Origin of the sequence: Candidatus Koribacter versatilis Ellin345 (genome assembly GCF_000014005.1) — a bacterium.
Classification (GTDB): Bacteria; Acidobacteriota; Terriglobia; order Terriglobales; family Acidobacteriaceae; genus Korobacter; species Korobacter versatilis_A.
Window position 1 is genome coordinate 2,334,829 of record NC_008009.1, and the last position, 25,225, is coordinate 2,360,053.

Here is a 25,225-nt window from a genome sequence, read left to right on the forward strand (position 1 = left end):
ACTCTCCTTAGCGGTTCTCGTCGTCGAAGCGATGGGTAATTTTGCCGTAGGAGTCGATGCGGCGGTCGCGCAAGAATGGCCAGTTGCGGCGGACATCTTCCATGCGCTTGACGTCGATGTCGGCGAGGAGGATTTCTTCTTTATCGTGCGAGGCCTCGGCTATGACCTGGCCGAACGGATCGGCGATGAACGACCCGCCCCAGAATTCGAGGCCCGCACCCTCAGCGCGATTGCCCCGTATGTCGCCATATTCTTTGCCGACGCGATTGACCACGCCAACATACACGCCGTTGGCGATTGCATGCGAGCGCTGGATGGTACGCCAGGCATCGTGCTGCGACTCGCCGAACTCGGCTTTCTCCGCCGGGTGCCAGCCAATCGCCGTGGGATAGAAGAGCACCTGCGCGCCCTGGAGCGCGGTGAGGCGCGCGCCTTCCGGATACCACTGGTCCCAACAGACGAGCGTGCCGATGGGTCCGAACTTGGTTTCAAAAGTCTTGAACCCAAGATCGCCCGGCGTGAAGTAATACTTCTCGTAATAGAGCGGATCGTCGGGGATGTGCATCTTTCGGTAGATGCCTTTGAGCGCGCCGGCCTCGTCGAGAATGGCGGCGGTGTTGTGGTATAGACCGGGGGCGCGACGCTCGAAGAGGGAAGCGACGACGACAACGCCGAGTTCGCGCGCGAGATCGCCCATTTTCTTCGTCGCCGGGCCGGGGATGGATTCGGCGAGTTCGAAGAGCGCGGTGTCTTCGCGCTGACAGAAATATTGCGTCTGGAAAAGTTCGGGCAGACAGATGACGGTCGCGCCCTGCTTCGCGGCGTCGCGTACGCGGTCGAGGGCTTTGGCCATATTTTCTTCGGGCACGGGGCCGCAGGACATCTGGATCAAACCGATGGTGAACTTCTCAGCAGGCACGCGATTCCTCCACCGCAATTCTGTAGCATAACAAAACCAAATCTTTAACCACGAAGGGCACAAAGGCGCACGAGGGTTTTTTTAAAAAATTTGATGAATGTAGAGTGGCTGAAGATGCGAAGCCAGCCCACCAAATCGCTTCGTGAACCTTCGTGCACTCCGTGGTTAAAGAAGTTGCATTTGACGTTCTCCGTCGAAGAAATTAACTTGAAACGTTCTGATTCCACTCGCATTCCTTCCTGAGCAGCGAGCAATAGAATTCCGAGGTGAAAAGTGTCTGAGCATAACCATCACGATGAAGGCGCTGGTATCGAGCGCGAACTGCACGATCCGATTTCCGACAAGCTGGTTGCACTTGAGCCGCTCGACCTTTCGAAGATCCACACTGTCGACGACATGGTGCGCGCGATGGCGAAGACGGCGTTTACGGGACGCCAACTTGGTCTCGCCGCCGATGTACTCGAGGCGATGGCGCGCGACAAAGAGGCGTTTGTCGTGATGACGCTGGCCGGCGCGATGACCGTGGCGAAGCAGGGATTGATCGTCGCCGACCTGGTGGATGCGGGGATCGTGAAGACGATCGTTTCTACCGGCGCGCTGATGGCGCACGGCCTGGTGGAAGCTGCGGGCAAGTCGCACTTCGTGTACGACGAGAAGATGAACGACGTCGAGCTTTACGAAGCTGGGTACAACCGCGTGTACGACACGCTGGAGCCGGAGACGAACTTGAACTTCGTCGAAGGTATCGTCGCGAAGATTCTCGAGAAGTGGGACGCCGACGAGGTGATGTGTTCGTACAAACTGAACCGCGAGATCGGGCGCTACCTGCACGAGCACGTGGCAGGGCGCGGGATCCTGAAGTCGGCGTTCGAGAAGAATGTGCCAGTGTTCGTGCCTGCGTTTACGGACTCAGAGATGGGATTGGACGTTGCTCTGCACAACCGCAAGCGCATTAAAGAAGGGCGGAAGACGATCGACTTCAACCCGTTCCTCGATCTCGAATACTTCGCTGAGAACCTATTGAAGCAGGTGCGGCTGGGAATTTTCACCATCGGCGGCGGCGTGCCGCGTAATTGGTCGCAGCAGTTCGGGCCGTTCATCGAGCTGCGGCATCGTCGCGGTGGGGAAGACCTGCCGTTGAAGCGCTACCACTACGGACTCCGCATTTGTCCAGAGCCGGTGCACTGGGGCGGTTTGTCGGGCTCGCCATACAGCGAGGCGATTTCGTGGGGCAAGTTCGTGCCTCCAGCGGAGGGTGGCAAGTTCGGCGAAGTGTTCGTGGATGCCACCGTAGGGCTGCCGATGATTGTGGGCGCGGTGCTGGAGAGGCTGAAAAAGAACAAGTAGGGAAGTCCGACACAGAATGACGACGCCTGGCAAATATGTCAGCCGTTTTGTTCACCGATTCAAACGTCGCGATATTGATAGACATCCGGCGGAGACTTCGGCAGCATACAGAGCATGTCGACCTCGACGTTTGGGTTTACATCCCAACCCGCAGAAGCCAGTCAGACCGAGGCACCAGGGGCCGCCGCTCATTCCAAGGTGCGTTGGCTTGAACTTGGCCTCGTACTGCTCGTTACCATTTTGCCATCCATCGTTAGCAGCGTATTCACTCTGCACGTGGGCAAGCCGATAGAGGGAGTTTCAAGCGCTCGCTATGTGTTGGGGTGGCTACATCAGGCAGGTGGGTTATGTCTGCTCGGCTATGTTCTGCACCGTAGCGGCCGGGGGTTTCAGTCGATCGGATTGCACTTTGCGGTTCGCGGTGTTGGAGTTGGCCTGCTCGTCTTACTCTGGGCCTATCTGCTGAATGTTGTTGTCCGCATCTCGATAAGTCCCGTCATTAAGTCTTTGGCAGGCATAGGCTTCGCGCATCGCGACATGAGCGGGCTCTTTACCATCGCAAGCCCGGGGATTTTGGTGATTTATTTGCTCGTGAATGCCTGGTATGAAGAGCTAATCGCGCGGGCTTACTTCATGACAGAACTTACTGCCCTTACCGGCTCTGCGTGGCTGGCCGTAGTGCTGAGCACGATCGTGCAGGCAAGCTACCATCTGTATCAAGGTTGGTACAACGCTTTCAGTGTGGGACTGATCTTCTTTGCCTATTCTCTTTACTATGCCAAAACGCGGAACATCTTCCCGGTAATTGTCGCTCATACTTTGCAGGACCTGGTCGCAGGCCTGATCTACTGGCATCGGCTACATCGGTAATTGGCAAGACAAGAAAAGAGGCGCGATCTCTCGCGCCTTTCATCACTTCGATACTTATCTAACTATTCGAAAATCAGAATCGCAGCTGCGATCGTGGTGGTCCACAAGGCCTTCTTGTCGCCAACCGCCGATTGCGTGGTGTTCATGGTGCGCACGATCTTGTTCGAGAGACGATAGACTTCCTTCTTCTCGTCCCAGCTCTTGTCGGGGTCGAACTCGACATCCAGCGTGGTGGCGAGCATTTCGGCGGCAAGTTCCTCAGCGTAGTCGCCGGCGATGTCGTCGGTTTCGCCAAAAGAGTGGTGTTCGCTGAGATAGCCGTAGGTGCTGTGATCTGCCGGTTGCGCCAGGCCGATGCTCGAAGCGACAAGGCGGTGCGGCTCGCGAGTGGAGTTCTCGGCCACAACGGCAAAAACGACCTCGCCGGGGCTGAGATACTTCAGGCCTTCCTTGCGCGAGATCAATTTGCAGTTGGGCGGAAAGATCGACGATACCCGAACGAGGTTTTGCGCCGCGATGCCGGCGTCACGCAATGCGAGCTCAAAGCTGGTGAGCCGCTCCTTATGTTTCCCTACACCCTTGGTGAGGAAAATCCGTTTGGGAACCATGTCTTTGCCCAAATTTCTACCTCCAGAAGTTTGATTGAAACAAAAAAATAACACAGTGAATATCGCCGTGCGTCATTTGACAAAAAAATTCGATAAAAAAGTTCGGATTGCTACTTCGCACGCTCGAAAGCGGGAGATTTCAGCTTGACTGCGATATCGATGAAGGCCTGCGCAGCACGGCTCAGGACTTTGTCTTTGCGGTAGACGAGCGCCAGTTCGCGACGGATGTGGGCGTCGGCGATGGCGATTTCGCAGAGCACGCCGGCCTTCACGTCCTCCACGATGTTCGACTTCGCAATAAAACCAATACCGAGGTTCGCTGCGACGAAGCGCTTCATCAGTTCGACGGAGTCGAGTTCCATAGAGACGTTGACTTCAAGATGGCGTTCTTCGAAGACGCTCTCCAGGCTGTCGCGGGTGCGGCCGAGTTTGGGGAGGAGCAGGGGATATTGCGCTGCGTCGGCGATGAGTGCGGATTTGCGCTTCGAGAGCGGATGGCCGGGCGGCGTCATAATGACCAACTCTTCGCGGTGAATGGGCACTACGGAGAGTCGCTTATCGGAAACAGGCAGCGAAACGACGCCAAAATCGACGGCGTTGAAGTTCACCGCATCGAGGATCTTGGCATGCTCGGAACGGCGAATATTGACGCCTACGCGCGGGTATTGCTTCTTGTATTGCGCGAAAACTTCCGGGAGGACATGCAGGCAAGTCGCTTCATTGGCGGCCACCACGACTTCGCCGCGTGGCACTTCGTCCATCTCTTTCAGCGCGGAGAGAACGTTCTTGCGGGCCTCGAGCGCTTCTTCGACATACTTGAGGAAGTGCTTGCCAGCGGCGGTCACGGAGACACGGCCGCCCGAACGGTCGAGCAACTTGGCGCCGACTTCTTCTTCCATGGCGCGGATCTGCGCCGAAATGGCTGGCTGGGTGCGGAAACGTTGTTCAGCCGCACGCGAGAAGCTGCTTAATCGCGCAACGGCCAGAAATGTCTCGAGCTGGTCGAAATCCATGGACGTGGGAATGATACCGCGAGTCACCGATTCCGCAGGCACTCCAAATTGGGAGAAAGTGTTGCCCCCTTCTGCATTCCGCCCCCGCGTACTAATCTAGTGGAGTGCTGCAGTGTTCTGTTGAGCAATGTTCCGTAATTTTCCAGGGAGAAGTCCAAGATGATTCCTGCAAGAGGATATGCTGCCCCTTCCGCCACATCACCGTTGTCTCCTTTCACCTTTGAACGCCGCGATCCCGGCCCTACCGATGTCGTGATCGAGATCCTCTACTGCGGCATCTGCCACTCCGACATTCACACGGTTCGCAATGAGTGGAGCTCAGTGATGCAGACGACGTATCCATGTGTCCCCGGACATGAAATTGTGGGCCGGGTGACCAAGGTCGGCAAGGATGTGAAGAAGTTCAAGGAAGGCGACAGCGTTGGCGTTGGCTGCCTGGTCGATTCCGACCGGACCTGCCCCAACTGCCAGGCTGACGAAGAGCAATTCTGTCCGCACAGCGTATTCACTTACAACGGGCCCGACAAAGGCAATCCGGGAAAGCCGACGTATGGTGGCTACGCGAACAGCATCGTGGTGACCGAACATTTTGTTCTGAAGATTTCGCCGAAGCTGGATCCTGCGGGCGCTGCACCGCTGCTCTGTGCCGGGATCACGACCTACTCGCCGCTGCGGTACTGGAAAGTAGGCAAGGGAATGAAAGTCGGTGTCGTGGGTCTTGGCGGCCTCGGGCACATGGGTCTGAAATTCGCTCATGCTTTTGGCGCGCACGTGGTGCAGTTCACGACATCGCCGAGCAAGGAAGCCGAGGCGAAGAGACTTGGTGCCGACGAAGTGGTGCTATCGAAAGACCCGGATGCAATGAAGAAGCAGATGGGGACGTTCGATTTCATCCTCGATACCGTTTCCGCAGAGCACGACGTTCAGGCGGAGATTGGTCTTCTCAAGCGGAATGGCGTATTGACACTAGTAGGCGCTCCTCCGAAGCCCATGTCGATCCTGGGCTTCAGCCTGCTCTTCGGACGCAAAACGCTGGCGGGTTCGCTCATCGGCGGATTGAAAGAAACGCAGGAGATGCTGGATTTCTGCGCCGAGCATGGCATCGTTAGCGATATCGAGATGACGCCAATTCAGAAGGTCAACGAGGCGTATGAGCGCGTATTGAAGAGCGATGTTCGGTATCGGTTTGTGATTGATATGGCGTCGTTAAAGTAATCGATGCAGAAGAATGACGGGCGCGGCACGGAGCCGCGCCTTTTCTATTGCGCGACAGCGTTTACAACTTCAATGATCGCGTGGCAGTGAACAGGGAACTTCACGGAACGCGCGATGAAGCAGAGGTGATGGGCTTCATCGTGAAGCGCCGCAGCTTTCCCGGGATCTGAGCCGGCAGTGATTTTTACCTTTGGGCAGAGGTCAACTCCCAGGAATTGGCCGGAGCCGTCGGCGTTTTCTTGCATTACGCCGGTAGCGTTGTCCTCATACCCCACCACCACGACGCCATTTACCGCGCAGAGATGCAAGTACCAGAGCAGGTGACAGGACGACAGCGAAGACACCAGCAACTCCTCCGGGTTATAGCGCGAGGCGTCGCCGCGAAAGTGTGGGTCGCTGGAGCCGGGAATGTCCGGCTTACCGGCAGCGGAGTGGATGTGGTCGCGGCGGTAGGCCTTGTAATCGCTGGTGCCGTGACCATCGTTCCCCGTCCACTTCATGCTGACTTCGTAGGTATGTTCCTTCACGACTGACTCCTTACGACCTTCACGAGTTCCTCGACTCCTAGAATGAGTGGATGATCCTAGTCGCTGCAAAGCAACTCGATATTTAAACTGGGTGCTGCTTCAATCGAACAACTCAGCCCAGGTGGAGGCTCGGTGACCGCGCCAGGTTGGGCCTTCGCGCACGAAATGCCACTCGGGGTTACGACGCTGATCGCGCAGGGCGGCACAAACTTCGTGAAAAATGGGAACTCCGGAGTCCGCGCACTCGAAGTAATTGAGGAAGTCGTATTCACCCTGCGGTGCGGGCATGACCTGGTGTTTATAGGTGCGCCGGTAAAGGTGCGGGATGCCGGGAGCAGCCGCAAGGGCGTGGCCATCCTTAAGCTTGGCACCGCGCCAGTTATAGCGCGGAAGGAAATAGGTGTGACGCTCCATCCAGTCCTTGGCCCACCATTCCGATGTTTTGCACATTGGCACCAGGAAGACATGGGGCATCGTGTTTCCTGATTGCTGTCGTACCTGATTTTCGTATGCGAATTGTTGCATAGCCCCGCCAGTGTAGAGGGTGGGCCGGACCACGCCACTGCGTATGCGAACGTTGGGACCGAACATTTCCGATGCTTCGACGCAGAATGCCCGGACAATGTCTGCGCATTCTGCAGCAACATGAACTACGGCGTCGGCGTGGGAGAGGCTTCGATCATCGATATTTCCGGCCATCGCCTCCACCTTGCGCAGGAATGCGATCGCACGGTCGGGGTGTCTGCCGTCGGCCTCGAATTCATTCGTTAGACCATAACGTTGAGCAAGTTGCGGAATCGCAATCGCTCGTTTCGATACATGCAAGCGGAGAAATAGATAGGCGCCGTGTCGAAGAATTTTGTCTTCCATGGAACAAGTGTGCTGGCGCTTAGCAATCCACACTTCGGTCGCCATCGAAGTATGGATGTCGAAGACTCGGATACTATTTGGATATGGATGCGAGGAACTCAGACCTTCGGGCCGCAGCGGTGGCCGCCACCATCGGCGAACCGGCCCGCGCGCGCATGTTGTACTCGTTGATTGATGGCCGTGCTCGTACCAGCACAGAACTGGCGGTGCTCGCGGAAGTCAGCCCATCGACCGCGAGCGTACACCTTAAGCGCTTGGTGGAACACGAACTGGTAAAGATGCAAGCGCAGGGGAAGCACCGGTACTTCAGCTTGTATGGAACAGAGGTTGCGGCGGCGCTCGAAGCGCTGAACGTCATCAGTGGGCCGCGTCCGCAGTTTGCGCCGAATACGCCAGTCGGGTTACGGGCGGCGCGCACCTGTTACGACCACATTGCCGGAGCGCTTGGGGTCGCGCTCCACGACCAGTTCCATAGGCTGGGTTGGCTGCGGGGCCAGCGCGATTACGAACTCACTACGGAAGGTCGCGAATCCCTCAAGAAATTTGGCATGGACCTGGAATCTGTTTGCGCTCGACGGCGGCGCTTTGCTTACGCATGCGTGGATTGGAGCGAGCGGCGTCCGCACCTTGCAGGCGCGCTCGGAGCGGCGGTATTGGAACTAGTTGAGAAAAAGAAATGGGTGCAGCGCGAGCCGGATGGCCGGGCGCTGGAGGTCACGCGCCATGGCCGTTCGGAGTTCCGAAAAGCCTTCGGTCTTGAAGTCGCTTGATATCGATAACTGTCAATATATTCAGGCAGCTGCAGGCATTGATGCCTACCGCGCAGGGTGATACTTTAGAAGGTTCGCCCAGGGCGCTTGAGGCAGCAGGCTTGGCCGTCGGCCCCGGTCGGCACTCCCGTAGTCACTTCCGCATGTGATATCTGCACTATCCGGATGTTCACGGGACTCGCTACATATATGGAATCCCACCCGGAGGGTTGAATGTCTTATAACGGGCTCCCACTGCCTACTGACGGCGAAAAGATCACTTTCAAAGATGGCCGCTTCGCAATTCCTAACAATCCAATCATTCCTTACATCGAAGGCGATGGCACGGGCCGCGATATTTGGAAGGCTTCCGTTCGGGTCTTCGACGCCGCTGTGCAAAAGGCCTATGGCGGTAAGCGCAAAGTCGCATGGTACGAAGTGTTCGCCGGCGAGAAGGCAAAAGAGAAATTCAATACCTGGCTGCCCGACGACACCGTGAGTGCCTTCCGCGAGCTGCGGGTTGGCATCAAGGGGCCGTTGACTACGCCGATTGGCGGCGGAATCCGTTCCCTCAACGTCACGCTGCGGCAGGTGCTCGATCTGTATTCCTGCGTGCGTCCGGTGAAGTACTACCAGGGCATCCCTTCGCCGGTGAAGCATCCCGAGCGCATGGACATCGTGATTTTCCGCGAGAACACCGAAGACGTATACGCGGGCATCGAGTGGAAGCAGGGAACTGACAAAGCGAAGAAGATCATCGACTTCATCAACAAGGAAATGCTCGCAGGCACGAACAAGAGCATCCGCGAAGATAGCGGCATCGGTATTAAGCCGATCTCGGTCACGGGCACAAAGCGCCTGGTGAAGATGTCGATCGAGCACGCGCTGAAGACCGGACGGAAGTCAGTCACGTTGGTGCATAAAGGCAACATCCAGAAGTTCACCGAAGGCGCGTTCCGTGAGTGGGGCTACGAAGTGGCCACGCAGGAGTTCCGCGCGCAGTGCGTGACCGAACGCGAGAGCTGGATCCTCGACAACAAGGACAAGAATCCCAACCTCTCGATCGAAGAGAACGCGCACATGGTCGAACCCGGCATCGACTTCGCGCCCGACGATTTCAAGCAGGGCGTGTATGCGGAAGTGAAGCAGGTGCTGGACGCAATCTATGCCAGCCACGGCGATCGCCGCTGGAAGAGCATGCTGATGATCAATGACCGCATTGCGGACTCGATCTTCCAGCAGATCGTGACGCGTCCGGAAGAATACAGCGTGCTGGCAACACCGAACCTCAACGGCGATTACATCTCCGATGCCTGCGCAGCGCAGGTCGGCGGACTCGGCATCGCACCGGGTGCGAACATCGGGCGCGAACACGCGATCTTCGAAGCGACGCACGGCACAGCGCCGAAGTACGCCGATAAGGACGTCATCAACCCGGGCTCAGTCATTCTCTCGGGCGTGATGATGTTCGACTTCCTCGGTTGGGAAGAGGCGGCACGGCTCATCGAAGACTCGATGGAGCAGACAATTCAAAAGAAGACGGTGACCTACGACTTCGAGCGCCTGATGGAAGGCGCAAAGAAGGTGACCACCAGTGGCTTTGCCAACTTGATCATCGGCAAAATGGAACACCACGGCGCGACGGACGGAAACCATCATCAACACGCGGCACACGAGTAATACGGTTTTAATTCATTTAGGCCGGCGATTGTCGGCCAGGAGCGAAAGAAATCATGCGTCATAAAGTTACGGTAGTGGGATCGGGCAATGTGGGCGCCACGGCGGCGCACTGGATCGCCTCGAAGGAATTGGCCGACGTTGTGCTGATTGACATCATCGAGGGCGTGCCGCAGGGCAAGGGCCTCGACCTGCTGGAAGCGATGCCGATCGAGAAGTGCGATTCGCATGTCCTGGGCACCAATGATTACGCCGACACCGCGAATTCGGACATCGTGGTGATCACTGCTGGTATTCCGCGCAAGCCGGGCATGAGCCGCGATGACTTGCTCAACACGAATTACAAGATCATGAAGGACGTGGTCGGCAAGGTGCTTCAGTACTCGCCGAATTGCATCCTGATCGTCGTTTCGAACCCGCTGGACGCGATGGCACAGACCGCGTTCAAGCTCTCCGGCTTCTCGCGCAATCGCGTGATCGGCATGGCAGGCGTCCTCGATAGCGCCCGCTTCCGCACGTTCATCGCGGAAGAGCTGAAGGTCTCGGTGGAGAACGTGACGGCTTTCGTACTCGGCGGCCACGGCGACACCATGGTTCCTCTGGCGCGGTACTCGACCGTCGCGGGCATTCCGATCACCGAACTGATCGAGCCCACGCGCCTGGAGCAGTTGATCCAGCGTACCCGCGATGGCGGCGCCGAGATCGTGAAGTATCTGAAGACCGGCAGCGCATTCTATGCGCCTTCGGCGGCTGCGACGGAGATGGTGGAAGCGATCCTGAAGGACAAGAAGAAAATCCTGCCCTGCGCTGCGTATCTCGAAGGCGAGTACGGCATCAACGGACTGTACGTCGGCGTGCCATGCAAGCTGGGATCGAAAGGCATTGAGCAGATCGTGGAGATCAAGCTGACTGCCGACGAGCAGGCTGCGTTGCAGAAGAGCGCAGACTCAGTGAAGGAACTGGTCGGCGTCATCGGCGTTTAGACATTCACAACGTGTGAGACAAAGCCGCTCTTCGGAGCGGCTTTTGTCATACAGTCACCGGCATTCGCCGTTCGAAGGAGGCTGCTCACCGATTTCGCTACTGCAACCGCCAGGGAAGCGCTTAGAACAGTTGTGTGGCGAACATGATGCACTTTGACTATGGACGACTGATTGGATACGCGTGGGAGACATTGCTGGGGGTATGGCTTGTTTCCTGGTTCACCGCCAAGCGTACGGTGCGAGCGGAATCCTCGTGGCAGAACTGGGGACGCATGTTCCTGATGTGGGCGGTGTTCTACTTCCTGTATTTCTCGCCGCCGCGAAGCGCGTTCCTGCACTATCGTCTGGTTCCACAGACGGACGATTGGGTCATCGGCGGCACAGTGCTCACTTTGGCGGGAATCGCTTTCACCATTTGGGCCCGTTTTGCACTGGGCCGCAATTGGAGCGCAAAGGTAACGATTAAGCGAGAACATGAACTGATTGTCAGCGGCCCTTATCGCATCGTGCGAAACCCGATCTACACAGGAGTGTTCTTCGCGCTTGTGGGCACTTCGATTGCGCTGGGCCAGGTGAGGCACTTTCTCGTGCTGCCAGTTCTGCTTGCATCCTGGATCTCGAAGATCGTGACTGAACAGCGACTGCTGACGGAGCAGTTCGGCGAACAGTATGTGGAGTACTGCCGCAAGGTGAAGGCGTTTATTCCGTATGTTGTTTAGGGTTTCTTGCCGGTGTTCATCAGCACATCGCGCTTGAGAAACATCAGAGCATAGTTGAAGACAACGGCGATGAACGCCAACGCGGGCGCGGTTGGATAGAGCGGCACGAAGCGCCATTTGGCGACCACAATAATTGCCAGGAAGAGCACTCCGTCCACAACCGCCATCAGGAGGTAGAGTTTTTTGCGCTCGGGCGTGAGAAACGGCTCGGGCTTCGGTTTGTCGGCCTGATACTTCGAATGCTTCTCACGACTCATGGCTGCGCGCTCTTATGAATTTCGACGGTGCTCCACGTTTTGTCGGCGGCGTGGCAAATATTTTCCAGCGAGCAATCTACGCATTTCGGTTTGCGCGCGATGCAGATTGCGCGCCCGTGATGAATGATCTCGTGCGAAAAATTGATCCACCTGTCGCGTGGAAGAATCTTCATTAAATCCTGCTCGATCGTTTTCGGATCGTTATTTTTCGTCAGTTCGAGGCGACGTGAGATGCGGTGGACGTGGGTGTCTACCACCACCCCTGCGGCAATACCGAACCACGAACCTAGGACGACGTTGGCGGTCTTACGGGCGGCGCCGGGCACGGTTAGCAACTTGTCCATCTCGTTTGGGACTTCGCCTCCGAAGTCGTTCACTATGACCTTTGCCGCGCCCACGATGGACTTGGCCTTGTTGCGGAAGAAGCCAGTGGAGCGGATATCTGGCTCGAGTTGTTCGGGCTTCAGCCCGGCGAATGCCTGGGGCGTGGGATATTTCCGGAAGAGTTCGGGCGTGACCATGTTCACGCGGACGTCGGTGCACTGCGCGGAAAGGATCGTCGCGACTAGCAGTTCCCATGCGTTGTGGTGGTGTAGAGCGCACTTTACGCCGGGATAGGTCGCTTCCAGACGTTTCAGAATTTCCTGCACCCGCTCGGGGGCGATGGGGTTGTAACCCTTGGGCACCGCGCCGCTCGCGGATTTCTTCGCCGGAGCTTTCGCGAGTTTGGCGGGCGTACTGGCTTTTACTTTCACGTTGAGGGTCACTGCTTTCGCTGGTTTGTCGTGGCGCCCGGCCTTGGAGGGCTGGCGTGTGATCTGTCCGCGTGCCATGGGTTGCAGATTACAATGGGAGGCGCAGTCCCCACAAATTCAGCACAAGGACCCTACGTGTCTCATCATCCTGCTCCGGTTTCCGCGGAAATGCCTGCTCATCCGATTACGCTCGAAGGCTACAGCGTGCTGCACCAGATGTTCCGCTTCCGCTGGGCGGCGTGGAACGCGTTGGGCGAAGGCGAACGCCTCGGGGTAATCAAAGACGCCGAGCAGACGTTGCGTCCGATGGAAGAGACCGGCCTGACCGCGCTGTTTTCGATGGTCGGACACAAGGGCGACTTGATGCTGATCCACTTCCGCAACTCGTTCGATGAACTGAACGAGGCCGAACTGAAGCTCGCGGGCACTCGACTGTACGGATACCTCGAACCGGTGAACTCCTATCTCTCCGTGATCGAGCTCGGCCTGTACGACTCGACGGTGAAGCTCTACAAGCAGCTCATGGAGAGGGGCGTCGTTCCGCATTCGGAAGAGTGGGAGAAGGCGATCCAGGAGACGATCGAGCGGCAGAAGAGCGCGATGTCTCCGCGGTTGTGCCCGAAGATTCCGGACCACCGTTATCTCTGCTTCTATCCCATGGACCGCAAGCGCGGGGAGGCGATCAACTTCTATACCGTCCCCATCGAGAGCCGCCAGAAGCAGATGGAAGCGCATGGCATGGTCGGTCGCCGCTACGCCGGTAAGGTGCAGCAGATCATCAGCGGCTCGATCGGTTTCGACGACTGGGAATGGGGTGTTGACCTGTTCGGCGCCGATCCATTGCAGTTCAAAAAGCTCATTTACGAGATGAGATTCGATGAAGTGAGTGCGGTCTATGCGTCGTTTGGAGCATTTTTCATTGGATTACGGGTCAAAATTGACGGCTTTTCGGAGTGGCTCGGCGGGAAGCTGCCGACACTCTAAACTGGCACCTCGTGTCGCTCGATCTGGCGATGGGGTAACTCGTTATTCAATGTACCCCCTCCCCCCACCCCTCTAGCATTTTCAGCAGTTTAGGCTATGCAATGTTCGCAAATTCCTCCATCTAAAGGCAGTTGCGGGTAAATTCCTCCAGCCGTAAGAGTTAATGCCTACAGTTGCGATAGTCTGCAACTATCGCGCTTTCGGCGATGTTTACTAAATGAGAAAGAGCCTGAGTGGTTCGTGACAATACGCCACGAAAGCAGAGTACGCGGGTGGTGTCACGGCGTCTGTCCCACGAAAGCGTGGGTTGCGCCGGGGAGTTCTTTTTCACCGCAGAGGCACAGAGGGCGCAGAGGTTCGAGATCTGACCGTCACAGCCCCCGATGGAACTGAGAAACCCGAAGCGCTCCGTCCTAGAAGAAAAGAAATTCCAAACCTCTGTTCCGTGGCTCTGTGGTGAATATTTCGCCTCGAATTTGGTCGGTGCTGGCTGGGGTGGGAATGTTCTCCACAACGGGGCACACGGCATACCGTTTCCTGTTCCACTTTGGTGTATTACATTGTGGCGGAGAGGATTCTCGCCTTGATAAACCCCCGGCTCTGTCTCGCACTCCTTCTAAGCGCATTCGCTATCGTCCCAGTTCACGCACAGACTCCTACTGCCAAGCCCGCGGCGGCCACGGTTCAGCCGCCGGAAGCCTCTTACAATCCGGTTGCCGATCCGAAGGCCGTGGTGGTGGTGGGCCACGCGCGCTTCACGGTGCTTACGCCGCAGATGATCCGGATGGAGTGGGCGGCGGATGGCAAGTTCGAAGACCGCCCGTCGTTTGTGTTTCTGAACCGGCTCCTGCCCGTGCCTGAGTTCACGCAGAAGAAAGACGGGCAGCGCGTCACTCTGAAGACTGCCGATGTGGAACTCACGTATAACGCCGACTCCGCCGGCGACGGCAAGTTCACCGCAGAGAACCTCACCGCGACGATTCAATTGAACGGCAAGGCGGTGACGTGGCATCCCGGCATGGATGACTCTGGCAATCTACAGGGCACAACGCGCACGCTCGACGGCGCCAAGGGCAATCAGACGAAAGAACCGATCGACCCCGGCCTGGTTTCACGGGATGGCTGGGTGGTTGTGGACGACTCCAAGCGTCCGCTTTTTGATAGCGACAACTTCACCTTCGCACAGGGTGAAAAGAGCGAGTGGCCGTGGATTGTGCTGCGCACGGACACTGATCGCCAGGATTGGTATTTCTTCGGATACGGCCACGAGTACAAAAATGCTCTCGGCGATTTTGTGAAGGTCGCCGGCCGGATTCCGATTCCGCCGCGGTTTGCGTTCGGCATCTGGTGGTCGCGCTACTGGGCTTATAGCGACCAGGAGTTAGACAACCTCGTCAGCGGTTTTCATGAAAACGATTTGCCGCTCGATGTGCTCGTGATTGACATGGACTGGCACCTGAACAAAGAGCAGCTGCTCGCGATGGGCGAGAAAGACCAGTCTGGCCACGAACTGGGATGGTCGGGCTATACGTGGAACCCGCTGCTGTTCCCGGACCCGAAGGCATTTCTCGATGGCATTCACGCGCAAGGGATCAAGGCCACGCTGAACGTGCATCCGGCGTCGGGGGTGCATCCGTGGGAGAAGGCGTATCCCGAGATGGCGAAGGCGATGGGCATTGACCCTGCGACGCGCAAGTGGGTGGCCTTCGACATTACGAACAAGAAATTCGCGCGCAATTACATGGACCTGCTGCACCATCCGCTGGAGCGGCAGGGGATCAACTTCTGGTGGCTCGACTGGCAACAGGAGATGAAGACGGGCACACCGGGCGTGAGCCCGACGTGGTGGTTGAACTACGTGCACTTTACCGACCAGCAGATGGAAGGGAAGCGTCCGCTGTTGTTCCATCGCTGGGGCGGGTTGGGGAACCATCGTTACCAGATAGGTTTTTCGGGCGACACGATTTCGGTGTGGGATTCGCTGGCGTTCCAGCCGTGGTTTACGGCGACGGCAGCAAACGTTGGGTATGCGTATTGGAGCCACGACATCGGCGGGCACATGCCGGGCGTGGTGGACCCGGAAATTATCACGCGCTGGATTGAGTTTGGCGCGTTCAGCCCGATCCTGCGCACGCATACCACGAAGAATCCGGACTCCGAGCGTCGCGTGTGGGCGTATCCCGAGCCGTACGCGGACATCATGCGCGAGACCATGCAGCACCGTGAACAGATGCAGCCGTACATTTACACCGAAGCGCGGCGCACCTACGACACCGGTGTGGCGTTCCTGCATCCGCTGTATTACGACTGGCCGGAGGCGGAGCAGGCGTACAACGTGAAGGACGAGTATGTCTTTGGGAGTCAAATGCTGGTGGCGCCAATTACGTCGCCGGTGGATCCGGTGACGCAACTGTCAACGCGCAAGGTTTGGATTCCGCAAGGCGAATGGATCGAGCGATCGAGCGGAAAGCACTTCGCCGGTCCCGCAGATGCGACGCGCAGTTTCGACATTCGCGAGACGCCGGTGTATGTGAAGGCGGGGGCGATCGTTCCGGGCCAGCCGCCGATGCAGCATGCGGACCAGCGGCCGGTGGATCCGCTTATCCTGAATGTATTTCCGCTGGCCGATAAGCAGACTAGCGAATACAAACTCTACTCCGATGGCAGCGACTCAGAGGCGTACAAGCGCGGCGCGTTTTCGTGGACGAAGATCAGCGCTGCGCAGAGCGGCGATGAACTCACGCTGACGATTGCGCCGGTGGAGGGAAGCTATCCGGGGATGACGACGGAGCGGGCCTACGAATTGCGCCTGCCATACGATTGGCCGCCGGAAACGGTGACGGCCAACGGGCAATCACTCACTTTCACCGCAAAGGGCTCACCGAAAATCGGCTGGCGCTATGAAGGGAACACGCTGAGCACGGTGATCACGACGGTGCGCTACTCGGTGCACACGCCGGTGAAGATCGTGGTGAAACGGGCTGGCGGATCGCTGGCGTCGCGCTCGCAACTGGATGGCTTCGCCGGTGCGATTGCGCGTTTGCAGCTCGCTTACGACACGCTGAACGCGCTGGAAAACTTCCGCACACGCGCGACTGATCCGGTGATTGATGCCTGGGAGACCGGGGATCGTTTGAGCTATCGACCGGAGAAGGCCAAAGCCGAGATCGCGCGATTCCCGAAGGTCTACGCAGATGCGCTGGCGTCGGTGAAAGCACTGGTGGCGAAGGCTGATACGGATGCAGGCGATCTCGATAAGAAGCGCGATGAGTATCATCGCTCGGCGCAGGATGAGGAGCGGATGAAGAACTTCCGCAACTATTTGAAGCGCGCTGAGAACGCGATCGAAGATGGCGGCGTCAAGTAGCTAGCCCTGCTTGTCGTTCGGACGGCGGAGGGACGGGATTTTCAATCCTTTCGCCGAACACTCGATGAGAATTTCAAGACGCCGCTCTCGGGTGGCGTCTTGTTTTGCACTCACCACCCACCACGTGGCCGGCTTGCGATAGGACGGTACCTGCGCCTCCCAGAATTTCCACGCTTTCGCGTTCTTCCGGAAGAGCTTTTCGTGCTCGGGTGGGAGCTTGGATTCGGCACGCTCGAAGGAATACAGAGCTGTCTTTTTCTGGTCGCGGCTTTCGTAGATTTTCATCCCGGCTGGAGCGACGCGCTTCTGTTCCATCAACCGCGTCATGGTGGCGAGATTCTTCTGGCTCCAGATGCTGGTTGGCTTTCGCGGCGTGAAACGGATGGTATAGCTGTCGTCGTTGAGACTGTGGCGGACGCCGTCAATCCAGCCGAAGCACAGAGCTTCTTCGACCGACTCCGGCCAAGTGATGCTGGGCTTCCCGCAGTCTTTCACGTAGAAGCCGACGACGAGCTCGCGCTCGGCAGCGTGGTGCTTCTCGAGCCAGAGACGGAAGTGCATCGGGGTGGGGAAGAACTGTGGCATTCCCGGATTGTAGTCTGTACCCGTTGCGCGATTGACGCACCTTGGCGCGACATTTACCCTGAAGTTCTATGGCAGTGAAATCGATCCAGCTTGGACAAGTCTGGCGGAATGAAGCCGACGGTAAGAATTATTTGGTCACGAAGGTTTATAACGAGCTGTTCACGCAGTTTGCAATGCTGCGTCCGGCGGAAGTGAACGCGCCGAATATTGAGACCACGCGCGTAAAAGTGACGAAAGGCCCGGAAGGGGCGTCGTTGCCGGGATTCGCCTTTACCCAGGACAGCCAGGACTTTTAGCCGGGTAAAAGCATCGGTTCGGACAGGGCCGCAGATTTCGTGCGACTGAAGGCCCGCGCTACCTCGCAGAGCTGTAATCTGCATCTCACATCCTCAGGAAATAACCACGGGGCGCGGTGAGCGTCTGCGTCGGAGAGTGAACGTTTGCTGCACAACCTGATCGCCGTTCTGGGCGAGTTCATCATTCATGTCATCAGCAGTACCGGATATCTCGGCGTCATGCTGCTGATGGCGATCGAGTCTGCCTGCATTCCGCTGCCGTCTGAAGTCATCATGCCGTTCTCGGGATACCTGGTGTATACCGGGCGCTTCCAGTTGCTTTGGGTGGCGACTGCCGGGGCGATCGGGTGCAACGTCGGATCGGTGATCGCCTACGAGATTGGTTATGTCGGTGGGCGTCCGCTGGTGAACCGCTGGGGACGCTTTATCCTGCTCAACCATCATGACCTTGATCGTGCGGAGCAATTCTTCAAGCGCTTCGGCGACATCACCGTTTTGGTGGCGCGCCTGTTGCCAGTGGTGCGGACGTTCATCGCTCTTCCGGCGGGCATTGCGAAGATGCCGCGGCTGCGGTTTCACGTCTATACGTTCGTTGGGTCGTGGCCGTGGTGCTTCTTGCTTGCGTATGTCGGAATGAAGCTGGGTGAGAGGTGGGAGACGGATCCGCGGTTAAAGATGTGGCTGCACCGGTTTGATGCCATCATCGTTGCTGCCCTTGTGATCGTCATTCTCTTGTTCGTGCGGTCGCACTGGAAGAACCGGGTGAAAGCGGAAGCGTAGATTTTGGCTGTGGTGGGGCCGATAGGGGTCCTTCGACTTCGCGACCTTCGGTCGCTTCGCTCAGGATGACAGAACTAGAAAGCCTCGCCGATAACGCGAGGCTTTTCACTTCTATTCGATTGCGACTTACTTCATCGTGATTCGATTGCGGCCTGAGTACTTGCTGCGCTGCAGGTAATTCTCTAGCCGGCGGATGAACATCTCCATGGTGTCCAATGGGTCCACGGCTGAGGCGCCGGCGGAGATGGTCGCGACCAACTGTTCGGTGCCGACCTGGATGTTGGCGCGTTCCACGAGGGCGCGGCAGCGTTCGGCGATGTCGCCAAGGCTGTCAACGGAAGAACTGGGCACGAGGATGAGGAACTCATCCACCGACCAGCGTCCGAGGATATCGGCTTCGCTGACGGCATTTGCCAGCGTCAACGAAACCGCGCGCAGGACTTGATCGCCGACCGTGTGGCCATAGTGCTCGTTCACAATCCGTAGGTGATCGATGTCGGCAAGGATGGCGCCGAAGGGAAGACCGTGCTGGCGGAATTCCTGGAGTGCTTTGAAGAGTTCGATTTCGAGATAGCGGCGATTGCCGATGTCGGTCAGAGGATCGAGGAAGCCACGGCTATGGAGTAGCTCGGCGCGCTGGTTGCGGGCTTTTGAGCTGTTGGCTTCGACGAACATCTCGACTGCGCCGATGATCTGGTTGTTGGCATCGCGAACAGGCGTGACGTGCACGCGGACCGGGACGCGGTGGCCATTCTTGTGGTGGAGATAGATTTCGCACTCGTGCGGGACGCCGTGCTCGATCGTCGTCAACAGCGGACACTTGCCGAAACAGAGTTGAGTGCCGGCGTCGTCCACGTGGTTGAGGATGTTGTCCTGGCAGTAGTGGCCGATGACTTCCTCGGCGCTGTAGCCGGAGATGCGATGCGCAGCGCGGTTCCAGTAGAGGATGCGGCGGTGGGTGTCCACGAAATAAACGCCCTCGTAGAGCTCTTCCAACAGACGTTGAAAGAACGTGGGGCTGTTCACAAACGCGTCAATTTTGCCTAGTTCAGTCAGAGTGCTCGGAATGCTCCCGTCCGCCATATGCTCTGTACCTACACAACAACAGGATTCCAGATTGCTGGCTGTCAATGAGTTCCACCCTAACGGGGTGAGAATCGGATAGCAAGTACACTCGCCACGCGATTCATCCCACGATTAGGGGACATTATCGTTTTCCGAGATATTTGGAGTTTGGTGAGGAAAATGGAGCGGGAGACGGGGATCGAACCCGCGACCAACGGCTTGGGAAGCCGTGACTCTACCACTGAGTTACTCCCGCTCAGCGATGAAGCCAGTATACAACTGCCGAAGTGAGCTGCGGGATACAACCTTCCGGCGCAGAAATGGTTCCGATTCAGAGATGCCACTTCAGCGACGGTCTCGCAGATTACTGTCTATTAGCCGATCCACTCCCCTGCTGATCGGCCGCAACGACATGCTGGCGATCGCGGGATACTCGGTTTCATCGCCCCGCGAGCCATTGGATGCGCTGATCCTTCTCCAGCAGTACGATTACCTTGCGGTTTTGATTGGCCACAGCGTCCATCAGGACGAAGCGGCGGCCATTGCTGAGAAGGCCAGGGACCTCGGGATTGTGACGATTTTCGTTTACCAGGGAAACGTGTCGGTGCCGCAATGGGCCGATCTGGCAGTGAACAACGATACCGAGACGGGCAGGTTGCTGAATTTCCTCGACGCACAGGGCCGAGAGCGGAGAGCCTCGTAGCTTACGCGGATTTCTCGAGTGCCTCGCACAAGCGCGTGATGGCCTCGCGCTGCTGCTCTCGCAAGCCGGTAAACTCCATCCCGTAGCGTTCGTCCTCAATATTGCGGACTACGCCGGTAAGCATTAGCGGATGCTCGGAGTAGGGCAGTGTAACCTCGATGGTCACGCTCTCGCCAAGTTGCAGGGCTGTCGAAATGGAGAGGGCCATGCCGCCCTGGCTGACGTCGCTACCACGGCCTTCCATAAGCTGGAAGGCGCCTCCACGCCAAGCCTTGATCCGGACGGCCACGTCGATCTTGTGGCGGTGGAACTGCCGGTCTTTCTCGGATTTCGAACGGAAAGCGGCGAACGGATTCAAACTGGGCATCGCAGCCAAGAATCGTAGGGAAACCCGCATCCAGAGCGCAAGACACGAAGGTAATGCCCCTTTGTGACCCATTACCTAGGTCATTACTCCCTTGAAGCCGGAGTTGATGCTGGATATAACTGGCATACTCGATGCGCCACCTGTTTACCTTCGGCCTGATTCTGGCTGCTACCGCGACTGCGTCCTTGGCGCAAATTACCGGCGATGATGCAGCTTCGCGTTGCTTTCGAAACTCCTATGACGGCCCCATCGCGTGCAGCGAGGCGCTCTCTGGCAATCCTGCGCCCGCGCAGAAGGCCCAGCTTCTCCTGGCGAAGGGCATGCTGCTCACCCAGGCGGGCGAACACACTACTGCCACCGCGATCTACCGGCAGGCGTTGACGCTGCTCCCGAAGAGTGCCGAGGCACACGTGATCTATGCCTGGGGATTGGATCGCTCGGGCGAAACCGCGACTGCCGACCTGGAATACAAGCAGGCAGTGCAGTTCGGGCTGATGCGTGGCCACGAAATTGTTCTGGGCGACACCGGCAAAGCTATGGTCGCGGGCATTGGTCACGAAGGGAATTTCTACTTCACTGCGGGGCAGGGACTCGAGCGCGCCGGACAAAAGAACGCCGCCAAGGCTTTTTATCTCAAGGCTGCCGTGGACTTCGCGCAGAGGCCGGACCCACTTGTCGTACAGGCTTATGACAACGCGGTCCGCGTGGATACTTCCGACCCAACGACGCATTGGGAGATTGCGCACTTCTGGCAGCAGTGGGACGGCAGCCACGGCGCTGAGGTGGTCCGCCATCTGAAAGAGTGTGCGCGGCTGGCCCCAAATAATGCCGAGTATCGTTATGCGCTCGGCCAGGCTTATGCGGCGATTGGTGACACGGCGAATGCGGCGATCGAATACCGGGAAGCAGTGAGATTGAACCCGGTGAACGGCAAAGCTTCTCACGATCTGCAACTGGCAGCGGTTTCGACAGGAGAGACCGGCGCCATCGCTGCGGCGACGCTTGACTCGCCCGAAGCTCTCGCGCAACTCAAGACCTGCGTGAACCAGAACGGCGTGCGCGGAGAGTTTGCGTGCCGAAGCGCGCTAAAGGTTGGACTCTCGCCGCACAACTCTGCAATCGCGCATACGTTCCTGGCGGCCGAACTTCCAACTGCAGAGGCGATTGCCGAATATCGCGAGGCGATCAAGAGCGATCCCAATTACGCGCTCTCGTACTACCTGCTGGCGCAGAAGTTCGAAGGCAAGGAATTTCAGTCCGCCGAGGATCCAGTCCTGCTGCTCGACTCCGCCGCAAAGCTTCGGCCGGATTGGATAGCGACGCGAGAGCAACTCGCCGCAGTGCTGTGGGCACGCAACCGTCACGCCGAGGCGATCAATGCGCAGCGCGAAGCCGTGGCGCTGGATACGGCGGATGAGAAGCTCGCGGCGCACTTAAAAAAGTATGAAACCGACTTCGCTGCCGAGGCCGAGAAGGTGCAAGTTGCGCAGACTGGTGTGAAATCGGCGCCCAGCGATCCTGCAGCGCATCGCGCCTACGGATTGGCGCTGGCTTCCGCGGGCAAAATGGATGACGCACGCAGCGAGTTCCGTACCGCTTTTCAACTGAATCCTAAGAACGGATGGAAGACCGCGACGGCGATCATGTACGGCGGATTCGCCGACGTCGCCTGCGAGATCTATTCAACGACCAAGCCCGAGGACGCGCCGGATTATCCGCAGAGCTCGCTCGAACAAGACCTGGCTGCCTGTGGAAAAATGTTCCCCGAACAAACGAAGTATCTTGCGAGCCTCGCCCAGCTTCAGTACAGCCGCGGCGATGGCGCTGCCGTCCGACAAACCTACGAGATGATCGTGACGATGGACCCGAAATACTTCGACAAGCATCCGGAAGACCGCGAACTTTATGATCACGCAAGTTCGCAGAAGGGGGCGCAATGAAGCGCGCACTCTTAGCTCTCGTGGCCGGTCTGCTCTTGCCATTAAGCGCATTCGCGCAGTCGAAATCCGGATTGCTTTTGACGACGGCGGCGGCATCGTCCGATGCCGGGCAAAGCTTCCACTCCTACTGGATTGTTCGCGACGGTTCGCAGGTTCAGGTGACGGAGGGGAACCGACTGCTCACTCCTCGCGGGGCGGGGTGGTGGGAACTGGGAATCACGGTCCTGAAACATCCGACCAACGAATCGCGAAACGAAGTGATATGGGCCGGGCCGGCTGGATCGAAGCACCTGAGGTTCCACGTTATCGCTTTCAATCCTGATGAACCTTGCCCGGACGACATCAATACCTACTCACTGAGTTGGGTGGGTGGCGACTACGCGACCGTCCAACATGCTTACGTGAGCAATTGCGGCAAGAAACCTACTTCTGGAATCCAAGGCTTCATGGTTCGCCTTGAAGACCTGACCCACGGAGAGCAGCAACTGCGAGCGCACATCGCTCTGCGAGATGTTGCCAGCGATCCCGCGGGGGATGCGATGGCGCTCGGTGGCGAGATCGCCAACGCTCGCGGCACTCTCACCACCGACTCGGATAACCCAGTCGAAGAGAATTCGTGGATTGTGGTGCGCAACAAGGGACGCTACCAGTTGCTTGGCGTAACTCCTGAAATCAAAGGCCAGGAAGGGAACACCTTCGACATTCCCTTCGACGTGCCCAAAGAAATTGCTGGACGCGATGATCTCGCGGTCGGTTGGGACGCTGTCCTCGACAAGGATCCCGAAACGCTCGATGCTTACACATCTCCCGACGGCAGCTTCGTGGCGCTCGTCGGTCCTCGTTATCTCTCGTGCTACGAACTGGCGGACGGCAAGCTTGGCGCTCGCCTGACGCGCGTCCCACTCGCTTCGGCGGGTGTCGTGGCGGCGCAGTGGGCGAGCGACGTGGAGCAGTGGAACCAGCAACTGGTTCCGCTTTTGAAGGCCCAGAAATAGAAAGAGCACGCCGCAGCGTGCCCTCTCCCTCGGGGGAATTCCGATTTACCAGATGCCCTTATCGCTGCCGGTGATTTTGAACGCTACTGCCGCAGCCGATGCCAGGGGCGGCAACAGCGACAACCGGAACGTCGCCGGGACATCGCCACGGAATGCCGCGCTGGTCACCTGGCGGGTATAGAGATCGGCGCCCTGCGGCATGATCGGCACGCGGATGAAGCGGCCCTTCACGAAGACCTTCTCGCCACCGAAGGGCGCTGCATTCAACACTTCCTGTGGCAGTTCGAAGCCAACCCCGCGATACGCTTTCACGTAATCGCAGACGATCCGCAGGTAGCTCGCAACACCCGGCCAGATCCCACCGATGTCGGCGGCCTTCTTCAACTCGGCGTAATCAATCGTGCCGGACTCCACCAGCTTCGTCGTGTTCACGATGTCGCACACGCGGAAGTAGAAGTGCCGGTACATCCGCTGCAAGGTCGCGACGATCACGCGTTCTTCCGGGGCAGGCACGTAGAACGTCATGCCTTCGACGGTCTTCTGTACACGGCGGGTCACAAAGCGGCGGGCCAGTGCGGTATGTTCGCCAGTCTGCCCGAGGCGCTTGGCGTGAACTTCAATTGCTTCCGGCAGTCCGGGGACTTGGAAGTTCCACTTGTTGGCGAGGCGGTCGCCCCAGCTCCGCGGTTCGATGTGGGCCTTGAACTGCTCGGTCATCACCTTGCACACGATCTTTTCGTCAGCAGTGCTGTAGAGATCGAGATCGTTGCCGAGGTCGGGCCAGTGGTCGAGCGACTTCATCACCGTGGTCTGGCATCCGGCGGCCTCGAGTGCGTTGCAGATGACCTCAAGCTTCGAGAGGGCGTTGATGATGCGCCCGCGCTCTTTTTCGATCACGCCCTGCGCCCACTGAGCCAGTTCCGGCAGATTCATGCTGAGTGCGCCGTTCATTACCGGCTGGAACCCGCGAATGACCACGTGATTGCTGTCGGCCAGCGAGAGTAGCTCGTCGCGCTGCGCCTGGTTGAGTGCAGCAAAGTGGCGAACGGCTTCGGCAGAAGCCGCCGGGTTCAGGGTGAGCTGCGAAAGGGCCTGGATGTGTTCACGTTCATTTGCAACCGCAGTTGCCATGTGGGTCCGTAACCTCTGAAAGGATTGCGCGGCTGGGCGCTGGCAGGCTGAGCACCTGCTAATGTTTCAATTGGATGTCGTTTGGGGGCTATGAGTTGGGTGCTGCTGGATAAACTTCGCCTTAGCGCGTGGCTTCGGTGAGGGTCAGTTCCATTGCCAGACCCCAGCGATCTTCGTGATAGCAGCCGCCGATCCATTGCGGGCCAAGGTTTCGGTCCTTTGCGCTGGCATGTTCGGAGAAGAGCGACAGGATTTGAATGCACCTGGGCCCATCGTGCGTGAACTCACCCGCCATGGGATTGAGGTGCTTTTCGATCTTCGCTCCCCAACGAAAACTGTAACTCCGCGACTGGCCACGTTCCAGCGCCGGAGGCGTGTCAGTGAGCAGGAACGTTAGCGTCAGCAGCGTTGTGCCGTCGGCGATCGGCGCGCATTTGATTGACAAGCGGTCCGCGGACCCGCTGCGTGAAAGGGAGGGATGGATCTCAAAAGAACTTTGCGGC

Annotated in this window: 26 protein-coding genes and 1 tRNA gene; 14 read left to right on the forward strand and 13 right to left on the reverse strand. The window is 58.1% G+C overall.

Annotated elements, in window-relative coordinates:
• Positions 1-7: 7 nt before the first annotated feature.
• Positions 8-919 carry a carbon-nitrogen hydrolase gene (locus ACID345_RS09975; protein ID WP_011522743.1) on the reverse strand — a complete coding sequence of 304 codons (912 nt, stop codon included), beginning with the start codon at positions 917-919 and terminating at the stop codon, positions 8-10.
• A gap of 273 nt (positions 920-1,192) precedes the next feature.
• On the opposite strand from ACID345_RS09975, the gene ACID345_RS09980 reads away from it, so the two are divergent.
• Positions 1,193-2,266 (forward strand): deoxyhypusine synthase family protein, encoded by a 1,074-nt coding sequence (locus ACID345_RS09980; RefSeq protein ID WP_011522744.1) that lies wholly within the window; start codon positions 1,193-1,195, stop codon positions 2,264-2,266.
• A gap of 114 nt (positions 2,267-2,380) precedes the next feature.
• Complete coding sequence (locus ACID345_RS25375) at positions 2,381-3,136, forward strand: CPBP family intramembrane glutamic endopeptidase (RefSeq protein WP_011522745.1); 756 nt, start codon at positions 2,381-2,383, stop codon at positions 3,134-3,136.
• A 62-nt stretch (positions 3,137-3,198) separates the two neighbouring features.
• Here the strand turns inward: ACID345_RS25375 and ACID345_RS09990 are convergent, their stop codons facing one another.
• Positions 3,199-3,756, reverse strand: a complete 558-nt coding sequence (locus tag ACID345_RS09990; RefSeq protein ID WP_011522746.1) for a pyruvoyl-dependent arginine decarboxylase — start codon at positions 3,754-3,756, stop codon at positions 3,199-3,201.
• A gap of 98 nt (positions 3,757-3,854) precedes the next feature.
• Complete coding sequence (locus ACID345_RS09995) at positions 3,855-4,784, reverse strand: LysR family transcriptional regulator (RefSeq protein ID WP_148210070.1); 930 nt, start codon at positions 4,782-4,784, stop codon at positions 3,855-3,857.
• Positions 4,785-4,916: 132 nt separating this feature from the next.
• On the opposite strand from ACID345_RS09995, the gene ACID345_RS10000 reads away from it, so the two are divergent.
• A complete protein-coding gene (locus ACID345_RS10000) occupies positions 4,917-5,972 on the forward strand; it encodes an NAD(P)-dependent alcohol dehydrogenase (RefSeq protein ID WP_011522748.1) in 1,056 nt (351 codons plus the stop codon).
• A 44-nt stretch (positions 5,973-6,016) separates the two neighbouring features.
• Here the strand turns inward: ACID345_RS10000 and ACID345_RS10005 are convergent, their stop codons facing one another.
• On the reverse strand, positions 6,017-6,499 hold the full coding sequence (locus ACID345_RS10005; protein WP_011522749.1) for an OsmC family protein: 483 nt from the start codon (positions 6,497-6,499) through the stop codon (positions 6,017-6,019).
• A 99-nt stretch (positions 6,500-6,598) separates the two neighbouring features.
• Entirely contained in the window at positions 6,599-7,414 is an 816-nt protein-coding gene (locus ACID345_RS10010; RefSeq protein WP_041855592.1) for a hypothetical protein, read from the reverse strand.
• Between the two features lie 38 nt (positions 7,415-7,452).
• Between ACID345_RS10010 and ACID345_RS10015 the strand changes: the two genes are divergently transcribed.
• The 4 genes from ACID345_RS10015 to ACID345_RS25380 all read left to right on the forward strand — a co-directional run bounded on the left by ACID345_RS10015 (position 7,453) and on the right by ACID345_RS25380 (position 11,497).
• Positions 7,453-8,139, forward strand: coding sequence for an ArsR/SmtB family transcription factor (locus tag ACID345_RS10015; protein WP_011522751.1), 687 nt, complete (start codon positions 7,453-7,455; stop codon positions 8,137-8,139).
• Between the two features lie 213 nt (positions 8,140-8,352).
• Complete coding sequence (locus tag ACID345_RS10020; protein ID WP_011522752.1) at positions 8,353-9,798, forward strand: NADP-dependent isocitrate dehydrogenase; 1,446 nt, start codon at positions 8,353-8,355, stop codon at positions 9,796-9,798.
• 53 nt (positions 9,799-9,851) lie between these two features.
• Positions 9,852-10,778 carry a malate dehydrogenase gene (gene mdh, locus ACID345_RS10025; RefSeq protein WP_011522753.1) on the forward strand — a complete coding sequence of 309 codons (927 nt, stop codon included), beginning with the start codon at positions 9,852-9,854 and terminating at the stop codon, positions 10,776-10,778.
• A 143-nt stretch (positions 10,779-10,921) separates the two neighbouring features.
• Positions 10,922-11,497, forward strand: a complete 576-nt coding sequence (locus tag ACID345_RS25380) for a methyltransferase family protein (protein ID WP_011522754.1) — start codon at positions 10,922-10,924, stop codon at positions 11,495-11,497.
• Here ACID345_RS25380 and ACID345_RS10035 read toward each other — a convergent pair.
• Both ACID345_RS10035 and nth read right to left on the reverse strand, forming a co-directional pair.
• A complete protein-coding gene (locus tag ACID345_RS10035) occupies positions 11,494-11,754 on the reverse strand; it encodes a hypothetical protein (protein WP_011522755.1) in 261 nt (86 codons plus the stop codon). The two genes, ACID345_RS25380 and ACID345_RS10035, sit on opposite strands and share 4 nt — an antisense overlap.
• Positions 11,751-12,587, reverse strand: coding sequence for an endonuclease III (gene nth / locus ACID345_RS10040; RefSeq protein ID WP_011522756.1), 837 nt, complete (start codon positions 12,585-12,587; stop codon positions 11,751-11,753). The genes ACID345_RS10035 and nth overlap by 4 nt, the downstream gene beginning before the upstream one ends.
• A gap of 57 nt (positions 12,588-12,644) precedes the next feature.
• Here nth and hemQ point away from each other — a divergent pair, with 57 nt between their 5' ends.
• Together hemQ and ACID345_RS10050 are read left to right on the forward strand one after the other, a co-directional pair.
• Positions 12,645-13,493, forward strand: coding sequence for a hydrogen peroxide-dependent heme synthase (gene hemQ, locus ACID345_RS10045; RefSeq protein ID WP_228370759.1), 849 nt, complete (start codon positions 12,645-12,647; stop codon positions 13,491-13,493).
• A 583-nt stretch (positions 13,494-14,076) separates the two neighbouring features.
• Positions 14,077-16,860, forward strand: a complete 2,784-nt coding sequence (locus ACID345_RS10050) for a glycoside hydrolase family 31 protein (RefSeq protein WP_011522758.1) — start codon at positions 14,077-14,079, stop codon at positions 16,858-16,860.
• Here the strand turns inward: ACID345_RS10050 and ACID345_RS10055 are convergent, their stop codons facing one another.
• Complete coding sequence (locus tag ACID345_RS10055) at positions 16,861-17,445, reverse strand: YdeI/OmpD-associated family protein (RefSeq protein WP_011522759.1); 585 nt, start codon at positions 17,443-17,445, stop codon at positions 16,861-16,863. It lies immediately after the preceding gene.
• Positions 17,446-17,513: 68 nt separating this feature from the next.
• Between ACID345_RS10055 and ACID345_RS10060 the strand changes: the two genes are divergently transcribed.
• Both ACID345_RS10060 and ACID345_RS10065 read left to right on the forward strand, forming a co-directional pair.
• Complete coding sequence (locus tag ACID345_RS10060; RefSeq protein ID WP_011522760.1) at positions 17,514-17,741, forward strand: hypothetical protein; 228 nt, start codon at positions 17,514-17,516, stop codon at positions 17,739-17,741.
• A 144-nt stretch (positions 17,742-17,885) separates the two neighbouring features.
• Positions 17,886-18,521 (forward strand): DedA family protein, encoded by a 636-nt coding sequence (locus ACID345_RS10065; RefSeq protein WP_011522761.1) that lies wholly within the window; start codon positions 17,886-17,888, stop codon positions 18,519-18,521.
• Between the two features lie 126 nt (positions 18,522-18,647).
• On the opposite strand, the gene ACID345_RS10070 is transcribed toward ACID345_RS10065, so the two are convergent.
• Positions 18,648-19,604 carry a sensor domain-containing diguanylate cyclase gene (locus ACID345_RS10070; RefSeq protein ID WP_011522762.1) on the reverse strand — a complete coding sequence of 319 codons (957 nt, stop codon included), beginning with the start codon at positions 19,602-19,604 and terminating at the stop codon, positions 18,648-18,650.
• A 163-nt stretch (positions 19,605-19,767) separates the two neighbouring features.
• Positions 19,768-19,842 (reverse strand) — tRNA-Gly (locus ACID345_RS10075).
• 81 nt (positions 19,843-19,923) lie between these two features.
• Between ACID345_RS10075 and ACID345_RS10080 the strand changes: the two genes are divergently transcribed.
• Positions 19,924-20,289 carry a hypothetical protein gene (locus tag ACID345_RS10080; RefSeq protein ID WP_011522763.1) on the forward strand — a complete coding sequence of 122 codons (366 nt, stop codon included), beginning with the start codon at positions 19,924-19,926 and terminating at the stop codon, positions 20,287-20,289.
• A gap of 1 nt (position 20,290) precedes the next feature.
• Here ACID345_RS10080 and ACID345_RS10085 read toward each other — a convergent pair whose 3' ends face one another.
• Positions 20,291-20,656 carry a PilZ domain-containing protein gene (locus tag ACID345_RS10085; protein ID WP_187148980.1) on the reverse strand — a complete coding sequence of 122 codons (366 nt, stop codon included), beginning with the start codon at positions 20,654-20,656 and terminating at the stop codon, positions 20,291-20,293.
• Between the two features lie 131 nt (positions 20,657-20,787).
• On the opposite strand from ACID345_RS10085, the gene ACID345_RS10090 reads away from it, so the two are divergent.
• Positions 20,788-22,596: a tetratricopeptide repeat protein gene (locus tag ACID345_RS10090; protein WP_011522765.1), complete on the forward strand. Its 1,809-nt coding sequence runs from the start codon at positions 20,788-20,790 to the stop codon at positions 22,594-22,596.
• Entirely contained in the window at positions 22,593-23,591 is a 999-nt protein-coding gene (locus tag ACID345_RS10095; protein WP_011522766.1) for a hypothetical protein, read from the forward strand. Before ACID345_RS10090 ends, ACID345_RS10095 begins: the two co-directional genes overlap by 4 nt.
• Before the next feature lie 45 nt (positions 23,592-23,636).
• Here the strand turns inward: ACID345_RS10095 and ACID345_RS10100 are convergent, their stop codons facing one another.
• Both ACID345_RS10100 and ACID345_RS26615 read right to left on the reverse strand, forming a co-directional pair.
• Positions 23,637-24,722, reverse strand: a complete 1,086-nt coding sequence (locus ACID345_RS10100; protein ID WP_011522767.1) for a nucleotidyltransferase family protein — start codon at positions 24,720-24,722, stop codon at positions 23,637-23,639.
• Between the two features lie 121 nt (positions 24,723-24,843).
• Positions 24,844-25,167 carry a hypothetical protein gene (locus tag ACID345_RS26615; RefSeq protein WP_011522768.1) on the reverse strand — a complete coding sequence of 108 codons (324 nt, stop codon included), beginning with the start codon at positions 25,165-25,167 and terminating at the stop codon, positions 24,844-24,846.
• Positions 25,168-25,225: the final 58 nt, after the last annotated feature.

Excerpts from the sequence above, each read along its gene's own strand:
- ACID345_RS10020 (WP_011522752.1), top strand. The coding sequence starts at position 8,353 with ATGTCTTATAACGGGCTCCCACTGCCTACTGACGGCGAAAAGATCACT.
- ACID345_RS10085 (WP_187148980.1), bottom strand. The coding sequence starts at position 20,656 with ATGCCCAGTTTGAATCCGTTCGCCGCTTTCCGTTCGAAATCCGAGAAA.
- ACID345_RS25380 (WP_011522754.1), top strand. The coding sequence starts at position 10,922 with ATGATGCACTTTGACTATGGACGACTGATTGGATACGCGTGGGAGACA.
- ACID345_RS10010 (WP_041855592.1), bottom strand. The coding sequence starts at position 7,414 with ATGGCGACCGAAGTGTGGATTGCTAAGCGCCAGCACACTTGTTCCATG.
- nth (WP_011522756.1), bottom strand. The coding sequence starts at position 12,587 with ATGGCACGCGGACAGATCACACGCCAGCCCTCCAAGGCCGGGCGCCAC.
- ACID345_RS10060 (WP_011522760.1), top strand. The coding sequence starts at position 17,514 with ATGGCAGTGAAATCGATCCAGCTTGGACAAGTCTGGCGGAATGAAGCC.
- ACID345_RS25375 (WP_011522745.1), top strand. The coding sequence starts at position 2,381 with ATGTCGACCTCGACGTTTGGGTTTACATCCCAACCCGCAGAAGCCAGT.
- ACID345_RS10090 (WP_011522765.1), top strand. The coding sequence starts at position 20,788 with ATGCGCCACCTGTTTACCTTCGGCCTGATTCTGGCTGCTACCGCGACT.
- mdh (WP_011522753.1), top strand. The coding sequence starts at position 9,852 with ATGCGTCATAAAGTTACGGTAGTGGGATCGGGCAATGTGGGCGCCACG.
- ACID345_RS10000 (WP_011522748.1), top strand. The coding sequence starts at position 4,917 with ATGATTCCTGCAAGAGGATATGCTGCCCCTTCCGCCACATCACCGTTG.
- ACID345_RS10070 (WP_011522762.1), bottom strand. The coding sequence starts at position 19,604 with ATGGCGGACGGGAGCATTCCGAGCACTCTGACTGAACTAGGCAAAATT.
- ACID345_RS10095 (WP_011522766.1), top strand. The coding sequence starts at position 22,593 with ATGAAGCGCGCACTCTTAGCTCTCGTGGCCGGTCTGCTCTTGCCATTA.
- ACID345_RS10100 (WP_011522767.1), bottom strand. The coding sequence starts at position 24,722 with ATGGCAACTGCGGTTGCAAATGAACGTGAACACATCCAGGCCCTTTCG.
- ACID345_RS10080 (WP_011522763.1), top strand. The coding sequence starts at position 19,924 with ATGCCACTTCAGCGACGGTCTCGCAGATTACTGTCTATTAGCCGATCC.
- ACID345_RS10035 (WP_011522755.1), bottom strand. The coding sequence starts at position 11,754 with ATGAGTCGTGAGAAGCATTCGAAGTATCAGGCCGACAAACCGAAGCCC.
- ACID345_RS10015 (WP_011522751.1), top strand. The coding sequence starts at position 7,453 with ATGGATGCGAGGAACTCAGACCTTCGGGCCGCAGCGGTGGCCGCCACC.
- ACID345_RS10055 (WP_011522759.1), bottom strand. The coding sequence starts at position 17,445 with ATGCCACAGTTCTTCCCCACCCCGATGCACTTCCGTCTCTGGCTCGAG.